The sequence below is a fragment of the Sphingomonas sp. Leaf231 genome (genome assembly GCF_001421995.1).
Classification (GTDB): Bacteria; Pseudomonadota; Alphaproteobacteria; order Sphingomonadales; family Sphingomonadaceae; genus Sphingomonas.
The window spans coordinates 199733-216277 of the sequence record NZ_LMLS01000005.1; the positions used below are offsets into that span (position 1 = coordinate 199733).

Genomic DNA, 16545 nt, shown 5'->3' on the forward strand with positions numbered 1-16545 from the left:
GTGCCGCTTGAGCGGCGCTGTCGATCTGTGTCGTGCCCTGCGGATTGAGCGTGGTCGCTGTGGACAGGATGATGAAGTAGAGGATGATATTGGCGAAGATCATGCCGATCATCACGTCTCGCCGCGCGAGCTCAGCTCGCCCTGCGGCGCTGACGCGCGGTGACCTTGCCCTCGTCGATTTGCTCCTCGACCCGGCCGCGCGTACCCTCCCACGGCAGCTGTGCGAGGATGAACGAATGTCCTGTTTCGGGCAGCGGCTGAGGAGCTCTGAATTTCCGCTTGTGGGTCCGAACGCCTGCCAATCGCCAAGCCGAGATCCTCGGTTTAAAGCCAAGCCGCAATCACGGCAGAAGGGCAGATTCGTCATTAGCGAGCATTTGGCATCCGACGCTTATGGCCTCCTCATCCTGGCACCTGAGGTCGCGCTTGGCAGTGGCTGGCTGGGAGGCGACAGGGTCGTCGGTCGGGCAGCCGTCCGTGACCTGTTGATCAAAGCCGCTCGTTTTACGAACGAGGAACGTCAGAGACTCAGTATTCATTTGCCCAGCAAAGCAATCACGCTCCGGTTGAATGAGATCGAACGATACTTCGGAGCGTAACATCGCTCCGCGGCGGCTCCGAGCACTTGCCAAGCGAGAGCAAAGTCTGGCCTAAGCTGAGAAGTTGGAACGGACCCCGGATGTCTGGGCCGAGCTTGCCGGCAACCTCAATAGCGAGCTCGACCCATTGTCGGTCATGTGGGGAAATGAATCCCACAGAGCTTGTTGCCATCGGGATCGCGGAAATAGGCTAGTTCAATTGGGCCCATGGAGGGGCTCATTCGCGGTCCCGGTGGCGCCTCAACGGACGTGCCGCCGTTTGCAATCGCGACGTCGTGGAACTCCTTCACCTGCTCGGGCGAATTGCACGTAAATGCGACGGTGCTGCCGTTCGCCACGGTCGCGGGCTCATCGTTGATAGGCTCGGTGACGATGAAGTTGGTGCCGTTCTCGTTGCGGTAGAACAGGCGGGTATGACCGCTGCCTGCGATATTGAGCGTGGCCTCACTCACGCCGAGGACGCTCAGCACTTTGTCGTAGAAGCGCTTGGAGCGCTCGATATTGTTTGAACCTACCATCGTATGAAACAGCATGGTCTCTCTCCTGACATAGGGCTCTGATGCAAGGCGCCTGTAGGTGTCCCATAGCCGAGACAGACGTGCAGTCACGCCTCGTTCGTCATCGACATCGCCGGAGGCGGCAAAGGTATGCGATCTTGCGGGCGAAGCAATAGCAACCAAGCTTCGGCGTTGCCTGGAGACAAATGACGCACGACGGTGCAGGACATCTTGGCGCGGATATCCTGCTTCGCGCAATCCAGGGATGCGACACAATGACCATGAAGAGTTTCGCGCTGCTCGGTAGCGCAATCGTCGCCTTGGGCGGATGCAGTGGCCCAAGCTCGAACGAGGCAAATGGGACAGCGGCGTCGGGTCCGGCAACGACCGCGACCCGCGTCCGCGGCGTCGTGCAATCCGTTGGTGCAAATGCGCTTGCGGTGCAGACCTATGATGGTCGTGCTGTGTCCGTGCCGCTCGACACCAAGACCGGCTTCGCATGGGTGGTCGGTTCCAGTCTGGCCACGCTGAAGGACGGCGATTTCATCGGCACGGCAACGACAGGGGCCGGAGACACAGTGCGCGCAGTCGAACTGGTCATCTTCCCGGAATCGATGCGCGGGACAGGCGAGGGTCATTATGCCTGGGACGTTCCCGGCGTCGTCGCCGCGGCTGGTGGCGATGCGAGCGGATCAAGCGCCATGACCAATGGCACGGTTGAGCAGCAAAGCGCCATGACCAACGGCACCGTGGAGCAACAGAGTGCCATGACTAACGGCACGGTGACAGAGGGTGCCGGCAAGTCCGGCGAGACGACGCTGACCGTCTCCTACAAGGGCGGAAAGACCAAGGTTCTCGTGCCGGCCGGCACGCCGGTGGTCCGATTCGAGCCGACGCAGCGGTCAGTGCTGGCGAAAGGTCAGAAGGTTTTCGTCGTCACTGACGCGAGCGCGCCGGGAGCCAAGTTCGTCGCGATTGGCAAGGACGGGATCACGCCGCCCATGTAACCGCTCGCCCGGTGACGCGTCACGGCGTCGGCGGGATGGCTATTGTCTGAGGCAGCTTGGCGGCGCGTAATTCGTTCGCCAGGTCCTGCCACCGGATACCACTCCTCCCGCCGACGTCGAAGGCGCCGGGTTGACCATCGGCAATAGCTAAAGCTGCATCACCGAACATTGCCCTGAGTGCAGCCGTCATATCAAGGATGCGCCGGTAGCGACCTTCCGAGCCCGCTTCGACCGAAGCTGCAGTATCTGAGGAGAGGTCGGGCTCAGGGTTCATGATCGAGATACGGCGGGTGCAGCGGTTTCGATGCAAAGTCTGCGGGTTCGCTGGTCATGCCGTGGACCATGGCGATGTACCGTCCGCGTCGGCGCCACGGAGTGAAGACGAGAGCGATCCACAAGGTCGAACATGCGTCCACCCACGTTGATGATCGATCGCATCATTGCAGAGACGGAAAAAGGACGTTGCACAGCATGACCACGACCCTTCGCGCTCGCCTCACGGTCTTGGCTAGCCTCTTCGCCGCTGGCTGTTCGCCGCTAGGCGTGTTCGACACGCTGGTGCCTAAAGATCGAGTTGCGGGAAAGGTCGCAACCGCCGTCGTATAACGGTGCGACCTATTCCGCCGGTACAGTGACGATCGCCGTGTCGAACCGTTGGTCACCAAACCGCTATTCGCTGTCGTACTACAGGTTGTCGATGGCCGAATTCCAATGGACGTCGCAGTCGAGGGCTATCGCGCGAATGGGCTCGTTCATCGCCGGCGTCCCAACCCAGTCATCGGCGCCAGCTCGTGACCAGCGCGCGACGCGGCCGTCTCGCACCCAACGGTCGACCTGCGCCAGGAAAGCAGGGTCGCGCACCGTCAGATATTGCGCGCCGTGATCGAACGCAGCCTCGCCCAGTGGGGTGCCAACGCGGCGGGTAGACATACGACCACCGGGACCGCGACCCTTATCAAACACGATGACGTTGTGACCTTGGTGGCGGAGCGTCTGCGCACAGGAAAGACCCGCCATGCCCACCCCGATGATTCCAATCCGCATGCATCCCCCTGTGCCGACTTGCGGCAAACGAACTTGGAGCCGACCGAACAGCTTCAAACGCGACGCCTGTCGATTGAAGCCGATCAGGTGCCGATTTCGTTCCGAACCGCCGGCTCCAGAATGCTGTCTTAGCTTTGAACATCTCCGCCGCCAAAGACGACCTGGTTGCGCACGGCAGGGGCGAACAGGCCATAGAGAAACGGCAGATTGTCACCGCTTACCGCATCGAGTGCGGCATGGTGCTCCGGGGGCAGATTAAGGCTGAGCGCGGAGACATTGTCGGTCACCTGCTCTGCCCGGCTCACGCCCATCAGGGTCGATGCGACGCCGTGCTGATCGACCACCCAGGACAAAGCGACACGCGCCGGCGTTTCGTCGATCGCTGCGGCGACGCGCTTCAGTACGTCGAGGATCCGCCAGTTGCGCTCTGTGAACAGCGTGTCTCCGAACGGATTGTCGCCATCGAGCCGCTTGTCGTCCGCTGGCCGCGCCGTGTCGTCCTGCGCGGCCTGATTGGGGACGCCGCCCGCCCGCTCCGGACCCGCCTCGACGGCCGCGCGGTCGTATTTGCCGGTGAGCAAGCCATAGGCGAGGGGGCTCCAGGGCACGAGACCCATGCCGGCCGATCGGGCGAGCGGCAGGTGCTCGGCTTCGACGCCGCGTTCGACCAGTGAGTAGAAATACTGCAAGCCGATCGGTGCCGGATCGCCCTGTACCCGTGCCAGCGTCGTGAGTTCGGCGACGTACCATGCAGGGGTGTTTGACATGCCCCAATAGCGTATCTTGCCCGCTGCGACGAGAGCGGTCATCGTCCGCAACAGTTCCTCGGCCGGGGTAACGCCATCCCAAACATGCACCCAGTACAGGTCTATGAAATCCGTCTGGAGTCGGCGGAGCGATCCTTCGACGGACGCCAATATGTGGCGCGCGCCGTTGCCGCCTGCGTGATATCCACGGCCGGTCGCAAATCCTGATTTCGTCGCGATGACGATCCGGTCACGCGATGACTGCGCAGCTACGAACATGCCGACCATCTCTTCCGAACGTCCACCGGCATAGACGTCAGCGGTGTCGATGAAATTGCCGCCGAGATCAGTGTATCGATCGAACACCGCGCGGCTGCCGCTCTCGTCCAGCCCCCATCGCGGTGTGCAGAAGGTCATCGTGCCCAGCGCCAGCGGGCTGACGAGAAGGCCAGAGCGGCCGAGCGGGCGATAGGTGTCGAGGTTCATGATGGCATCCTGCGTTGTGTCGCCTCCAGATGGACGCCGGACGACGCGAGGATTAGATCATTTGCGGCGCATGGGTTGCTGAAGGATGTTCAGGAATGGATCGTGATCTCTGGTCCGGTCTCGCGGTGTTCGCAACGATCGTCGAGGCTGGCAGCTTCGCGCGGGCGGCGACGCGGCTTGGGTTGTCCGCCTCTGCCTTGAGCCATGCCATGCGGTCGTTGGAGACGAAACTGGGTGTTCGGTTGCTCGATCGTACTACCCGCTCGCTGGCGCCGACGCCCGCCGGCGAGGAACTGCTAGCGCGGTTAAGGCCAGCAATCGCATCAGTCGCAAGCGCGCTGACCGACTTGGACAACGCTCGCGAACGGCCGGCGGGGCGTATCCGGGTCAGTGCGCACCGGGTTGCAGCCATCTATGCGATTCTGCCTCGGCTGGCCGACTTTGCCCGCGCCTATCCCGACATCGCTGTCGAACTGGTGGTCGACGACGGGTTTGTCGACATTGTCGCCGACCGCTTTGATTGCGGGATTCGGCATGCCCAGACGCTGCAGGCCGACATGATCTCGGTCCGTATCAGCGCGCCGGTGCCGCTCGTCTTCGTCGCCGCCCCCGCCTACCTCGCCGATCATCCCGCTCCCATTGGGCCCGACGATCTCGTCGCGCATCGTTGTCTGTGTTACCGATACACGTCTTCTGGTGTCGTACACCGCTGGGAATTCGAGCGGGATGGCCGGACGCTCGAACGGTCGGTCCGCGGCGACTTCATAACCAACGATATCGACGTGATGCGCGACGCCGCAGTGGCAGGGTTGGGGGTGACTTGCCTGCCGCTACCACATGCCGCGCTGCAACTGGCCGACGGTACGCTGGTCGAAGTACTGGCCGGCTGGGCGCCCACACTGCCCCCGAACCATCTCTACTATCCTAGCCGACGCCAACCGACTGCTGCCTTCCAGGCCTTCGTGACGACAATGCGGGTGTGATCGCAAGCGAGCTCTGACAAGATTGAGGGCGGTTGATGATGCGCAATGCTGCGCGTGTCAGCTGAATGGATGGCCGAAAATGAGATGCGCGCTGGCCCGATTGAATGTCCGGGTCTGGGTCGTTTGCTCAAGTATTTCGCGAGTTGGCGATCCAGCATCCCCTTTCATCAAATCTCCGGCAGCTTCGCCAGATGCTTGTCGAGCGTGATCGGATATTCCCGGACCCGGACCCCGGTCGCGTTATAGACCGCATTGGCAATCGCCGGTGCAACGCCGGAAATGCCAAGCTCACCCACACCTTTCGCCTTCACCGGCGACATAGTCGGATCGGTTTCCTCCAGGAAAATCACTTCCTGATGCGGAATGTCGGCATGGACCGGCACTTCGTATCCGGCGAGGTCGTGATTGATGAAGAAGCCGAACCGCTTGTCGACCGCCAGCTCTTCCATCAGCGCCGCGCCCGCACCGCCGACCATGCCGCCGATCACCTGGCTGCGCGCGGTCATCGGGTTGAGGATGCGTCCCGCCGCGCAAACGGCGAGCATCCGCCGGATGCGGATTTCGCCGGTATAGGCATCGACCGCGACTTCGCAGAAATGTGCCCCGAACGTCTGCTGCGAGAACCGCTGCGACAAGTCGCCATATTCCATTTTGTCTTCGGCGGTGATCGCACCGTCCCTCGCGGCCTGGGCGAGCGGCGTCCGCCGATTGCCTGCGCGAACCTCGCCGTCGATGAACTCGGCATCGGCGGAGTTGAACCCGAGCTTCGTCGCCACGGCCTCGCGTAGCTTGACGCACGCGGCATAGGCACCGGCCGTGGCAGATGCGGCACCGCCTTGTCCTCCACCCCCGAACGCTTCGGGATAATTCGAGTCCGCGAGCTTCACCACGACGCGATCGAGCGGCAGGCCCATCATCTCCGCAACCGTCTGGCCGATGATGGTATAGCTGCCCGTCCCCATGTCGGTCATGTTGCTCTCGACGGTGACGATCCCCTTGCCATCGAGCGTGACACGTCCACCGGCCGGAATGATTGGTGCGCCGCGGATCGCGGAGGCCATTCCCATGCCGATCAGCCAGCGGCCTTCCCGGCGACTGCCGGGCTTGGGACTGCGCTCCTTCCACCCGAAGCGCTCGGCACCGGTGCGCAGGCATGGCACGAATTGCCGAATGGAGAACGGTCGCGGACCTTCCTTCGACTTGCCCTGATTGCCGCTTGCCGCTTGCGGATCGGTGGGTGAGCCCCGCCCCGGGTCGCCGGGTACGACCTGGGTATCGTTGATGACGCGCAGCTCCACCGGGTCCATCCCCAGTTTCTCGGCCAGTTCATCCATGGCTACTTCGAGCGCCATCAGGCCCGATGCCTCGCCCGGTGCGCGCATCGCATTGCCTTCGGGCAAGTCGAGGGTCGCGAGCCGAGTCAGGTTGAGACGGTTGGCACCGGCATAGAGCAACTGCGTCTGCGCCGCCGCAATCTCCGGCCCCCCTCCTGGCAGATTACCCGACAGCGTTTCGTGACCGACCGCGACCAGCTTACCATCGCGACCCGCCGCCAGACGGACGCGCTGGATGGTGGCCGGGCGATGGGTCGTGTTGTTCGGCATCAGCGGGCGCGGCAACGTCACCTTCACCGCGCGGCCGATCGCGCGAGCGCCGAGCGCTGCGAGGATCGCGTCCGAACAGACACTGCCCTTTCCGCCGAACCCGCCACCAACGTAGGTCGCGACGACACGGATCTTGTCCTGCGGAATACTGAGCTTGTTGCCAAGGTCGCGTCGCGCCCAACCGACGATCTGCTGAGCCGACCATATCGTCAGGTGATCGCCGTCCCAGCGGGCGATCGTGGCGTGCGGTTCCAGCATCATATGGCTGTGGTCGGGGGTGGTGTAGGTCGCATCGACCTTCACGGGTGCCGACGCGAACGCCTTGTCGAAGTCACCGATGCGGACATCCGGTTGGCGCTGATGCGGTTTGGCACCCCCTCGGGCAGCGGCGAGGTCGAACGCGCCCTGCCCACGCGCATAATCGACGCGTATCAGCGAGGCGGCATGGCGCGCCTGCTCGAACGTCTCGGCGACGACCAGTGCGATCGCCTGATGGTAATGCTCGATCTCCGGCCCCGCGAGCGGCTTGGCGACGTAGAACCCCTGCTTCTTGATCGACCCGGCATTATCGGCCGTCACGATCGCGAGGACCCCTGGCGCTGCCTTAGCCTCGCGCGCGTCCATCGACGAGATGCGGCCCTTGGCGATGCCCGAACCGACGACATAGCCATAGGCGGCGTTCGGCGCGGCTTCATGGTTCTCGTAGGAATAAACGGCGCGTCCGGTCGTCTTCAGCGGCCCCTCAATGCGCGGGTGCGGCTTGCCGACGACCTTTTCCTGATCGATCGGGTTGGTGCCTGCTGGCGTGTCGAACTTCATGCTGTCTTGCCCTCCGCGATGGTGGCTGCAAGCGCCCGCGTCGCGAGCGGTATCTTGAACACATTGTCCTCTGTCGGTCGGGCGTTCGCGAACGCCCTGGCCGTCACGGCTGCGGCCCCCCGGGTCATCTCGGCGTCGGCCGCTTCGACGCGCCACGGCTTGTGCGCGACCCCGCCGAATGCCGCACGTCCGCTCCCGTCCTTCTGAATGACTGCCGCTACCGAGACGAGCGCGAAGGCATAGGATGCCCGGTCGCGAACCTTCTCATAATGGTGCGTGCCGCCAAGCGGCCGGGGCAGCGTCACCGCCGTAATCAGTTCACCAGCCTCCAAATTGTTGTCGAGGTGGGGCTTGTCGCCGGGCAGACGGTGGAAGTCGGCGACCGGGATGGCGCGGGTCGTACCATCCGCCTTGACCGTCTCCACGGTCGCATCCAGCACGCGCATCGCGACCGCCATATCGCCGGGATAGGTAGCGATGCATTGGTCGCTCGAACCGATCACCGCGAGCTGACGCGAATAGCCGCCGATCGCAGCGCAGCCCGATCCCGGCTTGCGCTTGTTGCAGGGCATGTTGGGGTCATAGAAATAGGGACAGCGGGTCCGCTGAAGCAGGTTGCCCGCCGTGGTCGCCTTGTTGCGAAGTTGGCCGGAGGCTCCTGCCACGATCGCGCGGGTCAATACGCCATAATCGCGGCGGATGCGGGTGTCGGCAGCAAGCGCGGTGTTCGTGACCAGCGCGCCGATCCGCAAGCCGCCATCCGTCGTCGGCTCGATCCGGTCGAGCTTCAGGTCCTGGACGTCGACCAGATGCCGGGGCGTCTCGATCTCCAGCTTCATCAGGTCGAGCAGGTTCGTGCCCCCGGCAAGGAACTTGGCTCCGGGCTGACGGCCAACAGCGGCAGCGGCTTCCGCCGGCGTCTTCGCGCGCTCATAGGTGAAGGGCTTCATGCCCCCATCTCCTTGCTAGCGGTTCCCGCGACTTCCGCCATCGCCTCGGCGATGTTGGAATAGGCACCGCAACGGCAGATATTGCCGCTCATCCGCTCGCGCATTTCGATGTTGGTCGGCTGCGGTCGCGCAGAAAGATCGGCCTGGACATGGCTCGGCACGCCGCGCTTGATCTCGTCCAGCACCGCGACGGCCGAACAAATCTGGCCTGGCGTGCAATAGCCGCACTGGTAGCCATCATGACGTACGAACGCGGCCTGCATGGGATGGAGCTTGTCGGGTGTCCCCAGCCCCTCGATCGTCTTCACCTCGTCGCCCTGATGCTGGACGGCAAGGCTGAGGCAGGAGTTGATCCGTTCGCCGTTGACGATGACGGTGCAGGCCCCGCATTGCCCGTGATCGCAGCCCTTCTTCGTGCCGGTGAGCTTCAGATGCTCGCGCAGTGCATCGAGCAGCGTCGTGCGCGTGTCGAGATTGAGGTCACGACGCTTACCGTTGACGGTGAGTGATACCGGCATGGTCGCAGGCGCAGGCGCTTTTGTGGGCTGTGCTTCCACTTGCGGGGCCGCTGCCAGTGCAGCCGCTGCGGCGCTGCCGGCGAGAACACCGCGCCTCGACATTTCGATTTCCGACATCATAGCCGTCTCTCCCGTTACAGCTTGTTGTATAAATCGTCGGCGACTGGTTCGAGCCACGTCACGGACGTACCGTCCTGCGCTTCCGACACCGCGACGTGGGTCAACGCACAATCGCGAGCCGCACCATGCCAGTGCTTGACGCCGGGCGAGATAAACACCGTGTCACCCGTCGTGATCGGCTTCGCGGCCTCACCATCGACCTGGACCCATCCATGTCCAGCGGTGACGATCAGCAACTGCCCCAGCGGATGCGTGTGCCAGTTCGTATGCGCGCCCGGTTGGAACGTGACCGTCGCACCGCCAAGGCGCGCATCGCCGGTGCCTTTGAAGGGCGATGCGACCGACACGCTGCCGGTGAAATAGTCGGCGGAACCAGCCTTTGGTTCCTGACCGGGACGGATAACCTGAACCTGTGACATGGCGGAAACCTCCCTCTTGGCAAACACCTTGCCCGCGACGCCGATGGCGGCGTTCGCCTTCGGCCACCCGGCGTAGAAAGCGAGATGGGTCAGCGCCTCGACGATCTGCGGCTGCGTCAGCCCGTTTTCGAGGCCACGCTGAACATGGAAGGCGAGCTGGTCGGCGTTACCGCCTGCGGAAAGCGCGGCGATGGTGACGAGGCTGCGGTCGCGGGGCGACAGGTCGGTGCGCCGCCACAAGTCGGCGAACACGACGTCGTTGGTAAGCTGCGCGAGCTTGGGTGCGATTGGGGCAAGCGTGCTGTTGACGGTCGCGGCACGCGCGGGATCGGAGGCAGGGAGCGGTGCGGTGGCCGGAGGCACCGCTGCAAGCGGCGTTAGATCGACATGGCGCGCGGCAAATACCTTCTCGACCTCATTCAGGGCCGACACGGCGTTCGGCCATCCGGTGTAGAAGGCGAGCTGCGTCACCATGCCGGCAACCTCGGACGGCTTGATGCCGTTATCGAGGCCACGACCAAGATGGCTCGGCATCTGCGCGGTTTTGCCGGTCGCGATCAGCACGGACAGGGTGACGATACTGCGGTCACGCGGAGTCAGCTCCGGCCGCACCCACACGTCGCCGAACAGCACCCGGTCCGTATAGCCAGCCAATGCCGGCGCGATTGCCTGCATGTTTTTGGGCGCAAGCGACGGACGCTCCTGCGCCTCGACCGGCACGGCCATCGCCAGCGCGGCAGCAGTTGCAGATGCAACCTTCATCGTTTCGTCTCCCATCCTAGCCTCCGGTTGGGTCAATTGCTGCTGGCGCTTGCCTTCACCGGACGGACAAGGTGCGAGAAGGTGAGCTGGGCCAAGCGCCAATTGCCGGCCTGCTTCGTGTAGACTTCCGTGACCATGAAGGCGTTCGTGACGGTGCGAGGGCCAACGACGGCCTCCAGGTCCATGTCTTCCAGAACGATCGCGGTGTTGCCGAATACCCGCACATCAACCGCGTAGATCGACGCCTTCTTGTACCAGATTCCGCCGCTTTTGATGGTAGCGAGTTCTTGGGTCTTGCCCCACGTTCCGCCCATGTGGGTGAACATGGCCCGATCGTCGAAGAGCGTCGCGAGGGAGTCGACCTTCTTGTCTGCCATCCAATCCCATTTGGTCCTGGACAGGTCGATGAGCTGCTGCTCGGTCGGGGTATGCGTGGCAGCCGTCTTGATCGTCTCCGTCGGGGGGGGCGGCGTTTGCTGCGCGAGCAAGGGCTGCATCGGCAGCAATGACAAGGCGACGGCACCTAGCAGGCCAAGCCGCTTCATTCCCTGGGTTGATCGAGTGTCCATCACAACTGCTCCCGCATGAGGTTCAAAAGGGTGCAGACCGTTGCCGAAGCAGCGGCCTGGAATGACGATCAAGCGCCAGAACCACGGCAATCCCTATTTACGCCCAGCTATCTTGGGGATTAGACAGGGCAAATCGCTTGGGCCTATGACATGACGTCATGAAACGCTCGGTGGCGACTTGAAATGCAGCGTGAGGATCTGGGTAACCTGGCCATGTTTCTGGCCGTCGCCGAGGAGCGCAGCTTTACGAAAGCAGCGGCGAAACTCGGCATCTCGCAGTCGGCGCTAAGCCATACGATGCGACGACTGGAAGCCAAACTCGGCTTGCGACTGCTGACCCGAACGACCCGAAGCGTTGCTCCCACCGAAGCCGGTGAGCGTTTGATCGAAACACTGCGCCCCGCTCTTAACGACATCGATGATAGGCTCGCCTCGCTGACCGAGCTGCGTGAACGCCCTGCTGGAACGGTTCGTATTACCTCGAGCGCACACGCGGCACGTGCGGTGCTATGGCCGGTCATCGACCGACTGACGGCTGGCAATCCAGACATCAACGTCGAGGTCAGTATCGAAAGTGGCCTAGTCGATATCGTCAGCGGCCGTTTCGACGCCGGTGTTCGGCTCGGTGAGCGACTGGAACAGGATATGATCGCGGTGCCGATCGGCCCGAGGCTGCGCATGGCTGCGTTTGCCGCACCAAGCTACCTGGAACGGCATGGGACACCCCAAACCCCCTATGATCTTGCGAAGCACAATTGCATCAGCCTTCGGATGGCGACTTCAGGTGGTTTGTACGCATGGGAGTTCGAACGCGACGCCAAGGAGTTGAAGGTCAAAACGGAGGGCCAGCTGGTATTCAACGACGCCGACATGATCGTCGCCGCAGCGCTGGCTGGACGGGGTATCGCTTTCACGGTCGAGGGCCATGTCGCCCGGCACTTTGCCTCGGGCGCCCTTGTGAGGGTGCTGGAGGATTGGTGCGAACCGTTCGATGGCTACTATCTTTATTACCCTAGTCGGCGACAGCCATCGCCCGCATTCAGCTTGATGCTGGAAGCGCTGCGTTACCGCGTCTGAGACAAATGTTGAACGAACCGGGACGCGAGATACATCCAAGCCCTCTGAACCATGAGTTTTTGTGCCGTTGACGCGTCGCCAAGCTGATTTTGATGCGATTCCCAGCACGTCCGTCTTCGACATGAATGAATGTCTGAACCTGGGATACAGAGTAGCCGGCGCGAATGGCCGTTTGTGGGTCTTTCCGGTAGCCAAGCGACCGGTCCGCAGCCAATTCGCTCAGTCTCGGCGCTGGTCGCTCCTGTGGGACCGACTGTCGAGGTAGCTTCTCCGGCCTGATAAGATAGGACGCCGCTCCAGTAGCCATCGCAGGTAGCCATTGCCGATCGACATGAGACAGCTCCCCTCCCGACTCCGCCGCCTGGACGATGCGCTGGCCGATCTCCCGCTTGACGAACCGATGCTGCTGACTGAGCTGGATGGCTTCCTCACCGGCGTCCTCGTCTCTCCCGAGCTCATTATGCCTGCCGAATGGCTCCAGAGCGTCTGGGGCTCGGACGAGAGCGGAACCGCACCCTTCGACGACCCCGTCGACGTGCAGTGGTTCGCCGATGCCGTCCTGGCCCGATACAACGAGATCGTTCGCGATCTCGGTCGCGGCAAGTTCCAGCCAATCTTCGACGTCGACGAGCGCAACGGCGACGTGCTCTGGGAAATGTGGATCGACGGCTTCGCCGAAGCGATGGAGCTGCGGCCAGAGGCGTGGGCGGCGCTAAATGCGAGCAAAGATGCCGATGTTAAGACGGCCATCTCAAGCATGTCGACCCTGATCGCGATCGCTCGGAACGAGAGCGATCTCGACAGCATGCAAATCAACGCGCTGGAGGATCAGGCGCCATCGAAGATCATCGATGGAGTTCTGCAGCTTCACGCTGCGCGTATGCAGAACACCGGCTCTTCGGTAAGCCCGCCGACTGGCGGACGCGCTGCCAAGGTCGGTCGCAACGACCCGTGTCCCTGCGGTTCGGGCGAGAAAAGCAAGCGATGCTGCGGATGAAGCGATCATTACGACCAGCGAAGTGCGCATTCTACACGTCACCATTCGCGTGCCGATAAAGAGGGCCGATGCTTTTGTGCATCGGAGAACTTTCCGCGTTGGGCGGCCGGACTGGCTGACAGCCTTCGCCCTACGGAGCGCGGCTGGGTTGCCGACACACTTGAGGGCGAGGCGCTGATCCACTTTAGTGAGTCCAACGTATTCGGGGTGCTGGATCACGGCATCGTGCTGAACGGCAAACCCGACGTGGTGGTGCCGATGCGCATGGTTCCGAACGGCGACGGCACCGAGGTGCAGCTCGTCCTGTTTCGCCAGCCGGGCATGACCGACGCCGACTTCAAGCGCGACGCGCGTATGGTGAAGGGGGCTCTGGGAGCGTTGAAGACGCTGCTCGAAGCCGAAAGGTGACGATCGGCGCAGCGATTGAGCGCTTGCAAACGGGGCATGACCTTGTCGACCGGGTGCTCGCGTCGGAAATCGCCCGTCTGCGTAAGATCATCCCCGCGTGTTGGCGACGGACCGAAGGTTTACATTAAATGATCTGAGATCCCCTGCTCAGGAGAACGCGCCGGCGACCCGGTGGGTGCGCTGGCGCGCGTGCCCTTGATGCGGGAAAGCTAGCTGAACGGACGGCAGAAATCGGGAAGTCGACCAGACGAGCTGAATGGCGGCTAATGGGTCCTGCTGCCCAAGAGACATCGCTGAGTAGGCGCTTCGGGTGCGGTCTACGACCGCTCCGAAGCGCTCGAACCGTTCGTGCTGTTCGATGTGCTTGTCTCGGAAGTGACATGCCTGTGCCCTAACCGACTGCAAGCGATTGAAATACGCCACGGGTGAGAATGATGAGAGCTAGAGTCTTCGCGTCGCTGTGTGCCGGTGCTGCTTGTCTCGCGGCAACCTCAGGGTGGGCACAAACCGCACCGGCGCCCGTGGGCGGCGAGCCGGCCTCTTCCGAGGGCGACGAGATCGTGGTCACGGGCCGCGCCGGCAGCGGCGAGCGTACCAAGCTGGGGACCAGCTACTCGGTCACCACGCTTGACGACGCTGCGATCCGCTCGCGCGCGCCGTCGAGCGTGACCGAGACGCTCAAGTCGGTCCCCGGCTTCTGGGTCGAGGCGTCGGGCGGCGAGGGCAGCGGCAACGTGCGCGCCCGCGGCATCCCGGTAGACGGCTTCGGCTCGATCAACCTGCTCGAGGACGGCCTGCCAGTGCAGCACGATCCCGCGCTCGGTTACCTCAACGCCGACCAGGCCTTTCGCATCGACGAGTCGGTGCAGCGTATTGAGGTGGTGCGCGGCGGACCGTCCTCGATCTTCTACTCCAACGCGCCCGGCGGCGTGGTCAATTACATCACGCGCAAGCCCGCCGACGCGCTCAGCGCCAACGCGCGCGTGCTCTATGGCCCCACCGCGGAGCTGTTCCGCTTCGACGGCTGGGTCGGCACGCCGCTGGCGGACGGCTGGACGCTCGGCGTGGGCGGCTTCTACCGCAACGAACAGGGCGTACGCGATCCTGGCTACACCGGCAACAAGGGCGGGCAGGTGCGCGCCGATCTCGCCAAGGATTTCGGCGACGCGCAGCTGACGCTCAGCTACAAGCACCTCGACGACAACGCGATCTTCTACACCGGCATCCCGTTGACCAAGGGCCGCGATGGCAAGGTCGCCGGCATACCGGGGTTCGACCCGCATTATGGCACCACTGCCAGCCGCGCCTCGGCCTTTCTCACGCTGCGGAGCGCGAACGGCCTGGTGAACTTCAACAACACCGACGGCACCAGCATCCGGCTCGACCAATTTTCCGTACTCGCCGCGTGGGACATGGGCGATGGCGTCAAGCTGACCAACAACGCGCGCTACCGTTCGTCGAACACGGTCCGCAACGGCGTTTATCCCGCCTCGATAGCGACTGCGGCGAGCTATGTCGGGTCGCGCCGCGCCGCGCTGCTCGCCGCTTATCCAGGCGCGAGCGACGTGCGGCTTCGTTACACTGATACAGGCGAGGCGTTCGACCTGGCGGCGCAGAACGGCAACGGGCTGGTCTTTGAGAACAGCGCGCGTCCGGTGACGGTGATCGAGAGCGAGTTCCTCGACGACCTGCGGCTGAGCCGCCGGTTCGAACTGTTCGGCCAGAGCCACGACGTCGCGATTGGCGGCTATCTCGCGCGCGTGAAAGAGACCTTCCGACGCTATTCGGCGACCACGCTGCAGGACGTGTCGGACAACTCGCGCCTGCTCGACTTCGTCGCGGTGAACGCAGCCGGTCAGGTGGTCGGCGCAGGGACGCAGAACGGCGTGTCGCGCTACGGCTCCGAGTTTGCCAACGGCAGCGGGCAGCAGACGACCTTGGCGGTCTATGCCTCAGACGAGTGGCAGCTGCTACCGAGCGTGCGGGTAGATGGCGGGCTGCGCTACGAGCATGTCCAGACCGACGGCGCGCAGGAGGGATCGACCAGTGTCAACCTCGGGGACCCCGCGACGCTGGCGGACAATAACGTTCTCACCGGCAACGGCCAGTTCGTCGGTTTCGATCGCACCTTCGACCGCGTCGGCGCGACCATCGGCGTCGATTGGCAGTTCGCCGACGTGGCGGGTGTCTTCGCGCGCTACACCTCGGCCTTCCGCTTGCCGAGCGTCGGCAGCTTCATCACCAGCGCCACCGCGCAGCCGCGTACCCAGGGCATCCGCATGTACGAGGCCGGGCTGAAATATTCTGACCCCCTGCTGAGCGCCTACGCCACCGCCTTCCTGACCGACTTTGACGCTTACTCGATCGGCAACTTCCAGTTCGACGCCGCGACCGGCGGCTACGCGCAGCAGACAATCTACACCAACACGCGTGCCTATGGCCTGGAGTTCGAGGCGACGGTGCGGCCGGTGAGCTGGTTCGACTTCACGCTTAACGCCACTGCGCAGGACCCGACCTTTCGCGACCTGCGCTACAACGAGCTGTCGGGTACGACGCTGACGCCGCGCGATTACTCGGGCAACCAGCTGCTCCGCGTGCCCAAGCTGGCGCTGCGCGCCACCCCGGCGGTGACGCTGCTTGGCGATCGGCTGCGCGTGCAGGGCGATGTCGAGCATTACACCAAGCGCTACGCCGACGCGGCCAACACCTCCGATCTGCCGGCCTATACCGTGCTCAACGCGAGCGCGCGCCTCGCGCTGACCGATCGCGTCTCGCTGTGGGCCTATGGCGACAATCTCACCAACGCGCTCGGGCTGACCGAGGGCAACCCGCGCGCGGGCGAGCTTACCAGCGGCCAGGCGACCGACTCGCTGTTCATCGGCCGTCCGATCCTCGGGCGCAACGTGCGCGTCGCGGTGGACGTGCGGTTCTGAGCGGAGG

At 63.6% G+C, this 16545-nt stretch carries 16 protein-coding genes and 1 pseudogene; 7 read left to right on the top strand and 10 right to left on the bottom strand.

The genetic code is table 11. The annotated features are described in order from the left end of the window. Positions 1–25: 25 nt before the first annotated feature. Positions 26–112 (bottom strand): annotated as a pseudogene (locus ASE95_RS18600) (hypothetical protein); the annotation flags it as partial. Here ASE95_RS18600 and ASE95_RS18080 point away from each other — a divergent pair. After that, positions 84–599: a hypothetical protein gene (locus ASE95_RS18080; protein ID WP_200918855.1), complete on the top strand. Its 516-nt coding sequence runs from the start codon at positions 84–86 to the stop codon at positions 597–599. The pseudogene ASE95_RS18600 and the gene ASE95_RS18080 overlap by 29 nt on opposite strands. Positions 600–733: 134 nt before the next feature. Here ASE95_RS18080 and ASE95_RS15410 read toward each other — a convergent pair whose 3' ends face one another. After that, positions 734–1132 carry a VOC family protein gene (locus tag ASE95_RS15410; protein ID WP_056638222.1) on the bottom strand — a complete coding sequence of 133 codons (399 nt, stop codon included), beginning with the start codon at positions 1130–1132 and terminating at the stop codon, positions 734–736. Between the two features lie 239 nt (positions 1133–1371). Between ASE95_RS15410 and ASE95_RS15415 the strand changes: the two genes are divergently transcribed. After that, positions 1372–2103 carry a hypothetical protein gene (locus ASE95_RS15415; protein ID WP_056638734.1) on the top strand — a complete coding sequence of 244 codons (732 nt, stop codon included), beginning with the start codon at positions 1372–1374 and terminating at the stop codon, positions 2101–2103. 19 nt (positions 2104–2122) lie between these two features. Here the strand turns inward: ASE95_RS15415 and ASE95_RS17790 are convergent, their stop codons facing one another. The 3 genes from ASE95_RS17790 to ASE95_RS15425 form a co-directional block, all read right to left on the bottom strand. Continuing rightward, positions 2123–2377: a hypothetical protein gene (locus tag ASE95_RS17790; RefSeq protein ID WP_156348080.1), complete on the bottom strand. Its 255-nt coding sequence runs from the start codon at positions 2375–2377 to the stop codon at positions 2123–2125. Between the two features lie 410 nt (positions 2378–2787). Beyond that, entirely contained in the window at positions 2788–3147 is a 360-nt protein-coding gene (locus tag ASE95_RS15420; protein WP_056638225.1) for an FAD-dependent oxidoreductase, read from the bottom strand. 128 nt (positions 3148–3275) lie between these two features. Further along, positions 3276–4379, bottom strand: coding sequence for an aldo/keto reductase (locus ASE95_RS15425; protein WP_056638228.1), 1104 nt, complete (start codon positions 4377–4379; stop codon positions 3276–3278). Positions 4380–4474: 95 nt separating this feature from the next. On the opposite strand from ASE95_RS15425, the gene ASE95_RS15430 reads away from it, so the two are divergent. Then, positions 4475–5362 (top strand): LysR family transcriptional regulator, encoded by an 888-nt coding sequence (locus ASE95_RS15430; protein WP_056638230.1) that lies wholly within the window; start codon positions 4475–4477, stop codon positions 5360–5362. A 167-nt stretch (positions 5363–5529) separates the two neighbouring features. On the opposite strand, the gene paoC is transcribed toward ASE95_RS15430, so the two are convergent. From paoC to ASE95_RS15455, 5 genes are read right to left on the bottom strand one after another with little or no spacing between them, the layout of a single operon-like run. Beyond that, on the bottom strand, positions 5530–7785 hold the full coding sequence (gene paoC, locus ASE95_RS15435) for an aldehyde oxidoreductase molybdenum-binding subunit PaoC (RefSeq protein ID WP_056638233.1): 2256 nt from the start codon (positions 7783–7785) through the stop codon (positions 5530–5532). After that, complete coding sequence (locus ASE95_RS15440) at positions 7782–8735, bottom strand: FAD binding domain-containing protein (RefSeq protein ID WP_056638236.1); 954 nt, start codon at positions 8733–8735, stop codon at positions 7782–7784. The genes paoC and ASE95_RS15440 overlap by 4 nt, the downstream gene beginning before the upstream one ends. After that, positions 8732–9373 carry an aldehyde dehydrogenase iron-sulfur subunit PaoA gene (gene paoA / locus ASE95_RS15445; protein WP_056638239.1) on the bottom strand — a complete coding sequence of 214 codons (642 nt, stop codon included), beginning with the start codon at positions 9371–9373 and terminating at the stop codon, positions 8732–8734. The genes ASE95_RS15440 and paoA overlap by 4 nt, the downstream gene beginning before the upstream one ends. Before the next feature lie 14 nt (positions 9374–9387). Further along, on the bottom strand, positions 9388–10554 hold the full coding sequence (locus ASE95_RS18360; protein WP_056638737.1) for a (R)-mandelonitrile lyase: 1167 nt from the start codon (positions 10552–10554) through the stop codon (positions 9388–9390). A gap of 32 nt (positions 10555–10586) precedes the next feature. Then, on the bottom strand, positions 10587–11195 hold the full coding sequence (locus ASE95_RS15455; RefSeq protein ID WP_200918856.1) for a nuclear transport factor 2 family protein: 609 nt from the start codon (positions 11193–11195) through the stop codon (positions 10587–10589). A 111-nt stretch (positions 11196–11306) separates the two neighbouring features. Here ASE95_RS15455 and ASE95_RS15460 point away from each other — a divergent pair, with 111 nt between their 5' ends. The 4 genes from ASE95_RS15460 to ASE95_RS15475 all read left to right on the top strand — a co-directional run bounded on the left by ASE95_RS15460 (position 11307) and on the right by ASE95_RS15475 (position 16538). Next, a complete protein-coding gene (locus ASE95_RS15460) occupies positions 11307–12200 on the top strand; it encodes a LysR family transcriptional regulator (RefSeq protein ID WP_056638242.1) in 894 nt (297 codons plus the stop codon). 319 nt (positions 12201–12519) lie between these two features. Beyond that, positions 12520–13197 (top strand): UPF0149 family protein, encoded by a 678-nt coding sequence (locus ASE95_RS15465; RefSeq protein WP_235528349.1) that lies wholly within the window; start codon positions 12520–12522, stop codon positions 13195–13197. A 207-nt stretch (positions 13198–13404) separates the two neighbouring features. Beyond that, positions 13405–13605: a hypothetical protein gene (locus tag ASE95_RS18365; RefSeq protein WP_235528350.1), complete on the top strand. Its 201-nt coding sequence runs from the start codon at positions 13405–13407 to the stop codon at positions 13603–13605. 521 nt (positions 13606–14126) lie between these two features. Next, complete coding sequence (locus tag ASE95_RS15475) at positions 14127–16538, top strand: TonB-dependent receptor (RefSeq protein ID WP_056638249.1); 2412 nt, start codon at positions 14127–14129, stop codon at positions 16536–16538. Positions 16539–16545 lie beyond the last annotated feature (7 nt).

Excerpts from the sequence above, each read along its gene's own strand:
- paoA (WP_056638239.1), bottom strand. The coding sequence starts at position 9,373 with ATGATGTCGGAAATCGAAATGTCGAGGCGCGGTGTTCTCGCCGGCAGC.
- ASE95_RS15425 (WP_056638228.1), bottom strand. The coding sequence starts at position 4,379 with ATGAACCTCGACACCTATCGCCCGCTCGGCCGCTCTGGCCTTCTCGTC.
- ASE95_RS15415 (WP_056638734.1), top strand. The coding sequence starts at position 1,372 with ATGACCATGAAGAGTTTCGCGCTGCTCGGTAGCGCAATCGTCGCCTTG.
- ASE95_RS15460 (WP_056638242.1), top strand. The coding sequence starts at position 11,307 with ATGCAGCGTGAGGATCTGGGTAACCTGGCCATGTTTCTGGCCGTCGCC.
- ASE95_RS18080 (WP_200918855.1), top strand. The coding sequence starts at position 84 with ATGATATTGGCGAAGATCATGCCGATCATCACGTCTCGCCGCGCGAGC.
- ASE95_RS15440 (WP_056638236.1), bottom strand. The coding sequence starts at position 8,735 with ATGAAGCCCTTCACCTATGAGCGCGCGAAGACGCCGGCGGAAGCCGCT.
- ASE95_RS15420 (WP_056638225.1), bottom strand. The coding sequence starts at position 3,147 with ATGCGGATTGGAATCATCGGGGTGGGCATGGCGGGTCTTTCCTGTGCG.
- ASE95_RS17790 (WP_156348080.1), bottom strand. The coding sequence starts at position 2,377 with ATGAACCCTGAGCCCGACCTCTCCTCAGATACTGCAGCTTCGGTCGAA.
- paoC (WP_056638233.1), bottom strand. The coding sequence starts at position 7,785 with ATGAAGTTCGACACGCCAGCAGGCACCAACCCGATCGATCAGGAAAAG.
- ASE95_RS15430 (WP_056638230.1), top strand. The coding sequence starts at position 4,475 with ATGGATCGTGATCTCTGGTCCGGTCTCGCGGTGTTCGCAACGATCGTC.
- ASE95_RS15410 (WP_056638222.1), bottom strand. The coding sequence starts at position 1,132 with ATGCTGTTTCATACGATGGTAGGTTCAAACAATATCGAGCGCTCCAAG.
- ASE95_RS18360 (WP_056638737.1), bottom strand. The coding sequence starts at position 10,554 with ATGAAGGTTGCATCTGCAACTGCTGCCGCGCTGGCGATGGCCGTGCCG.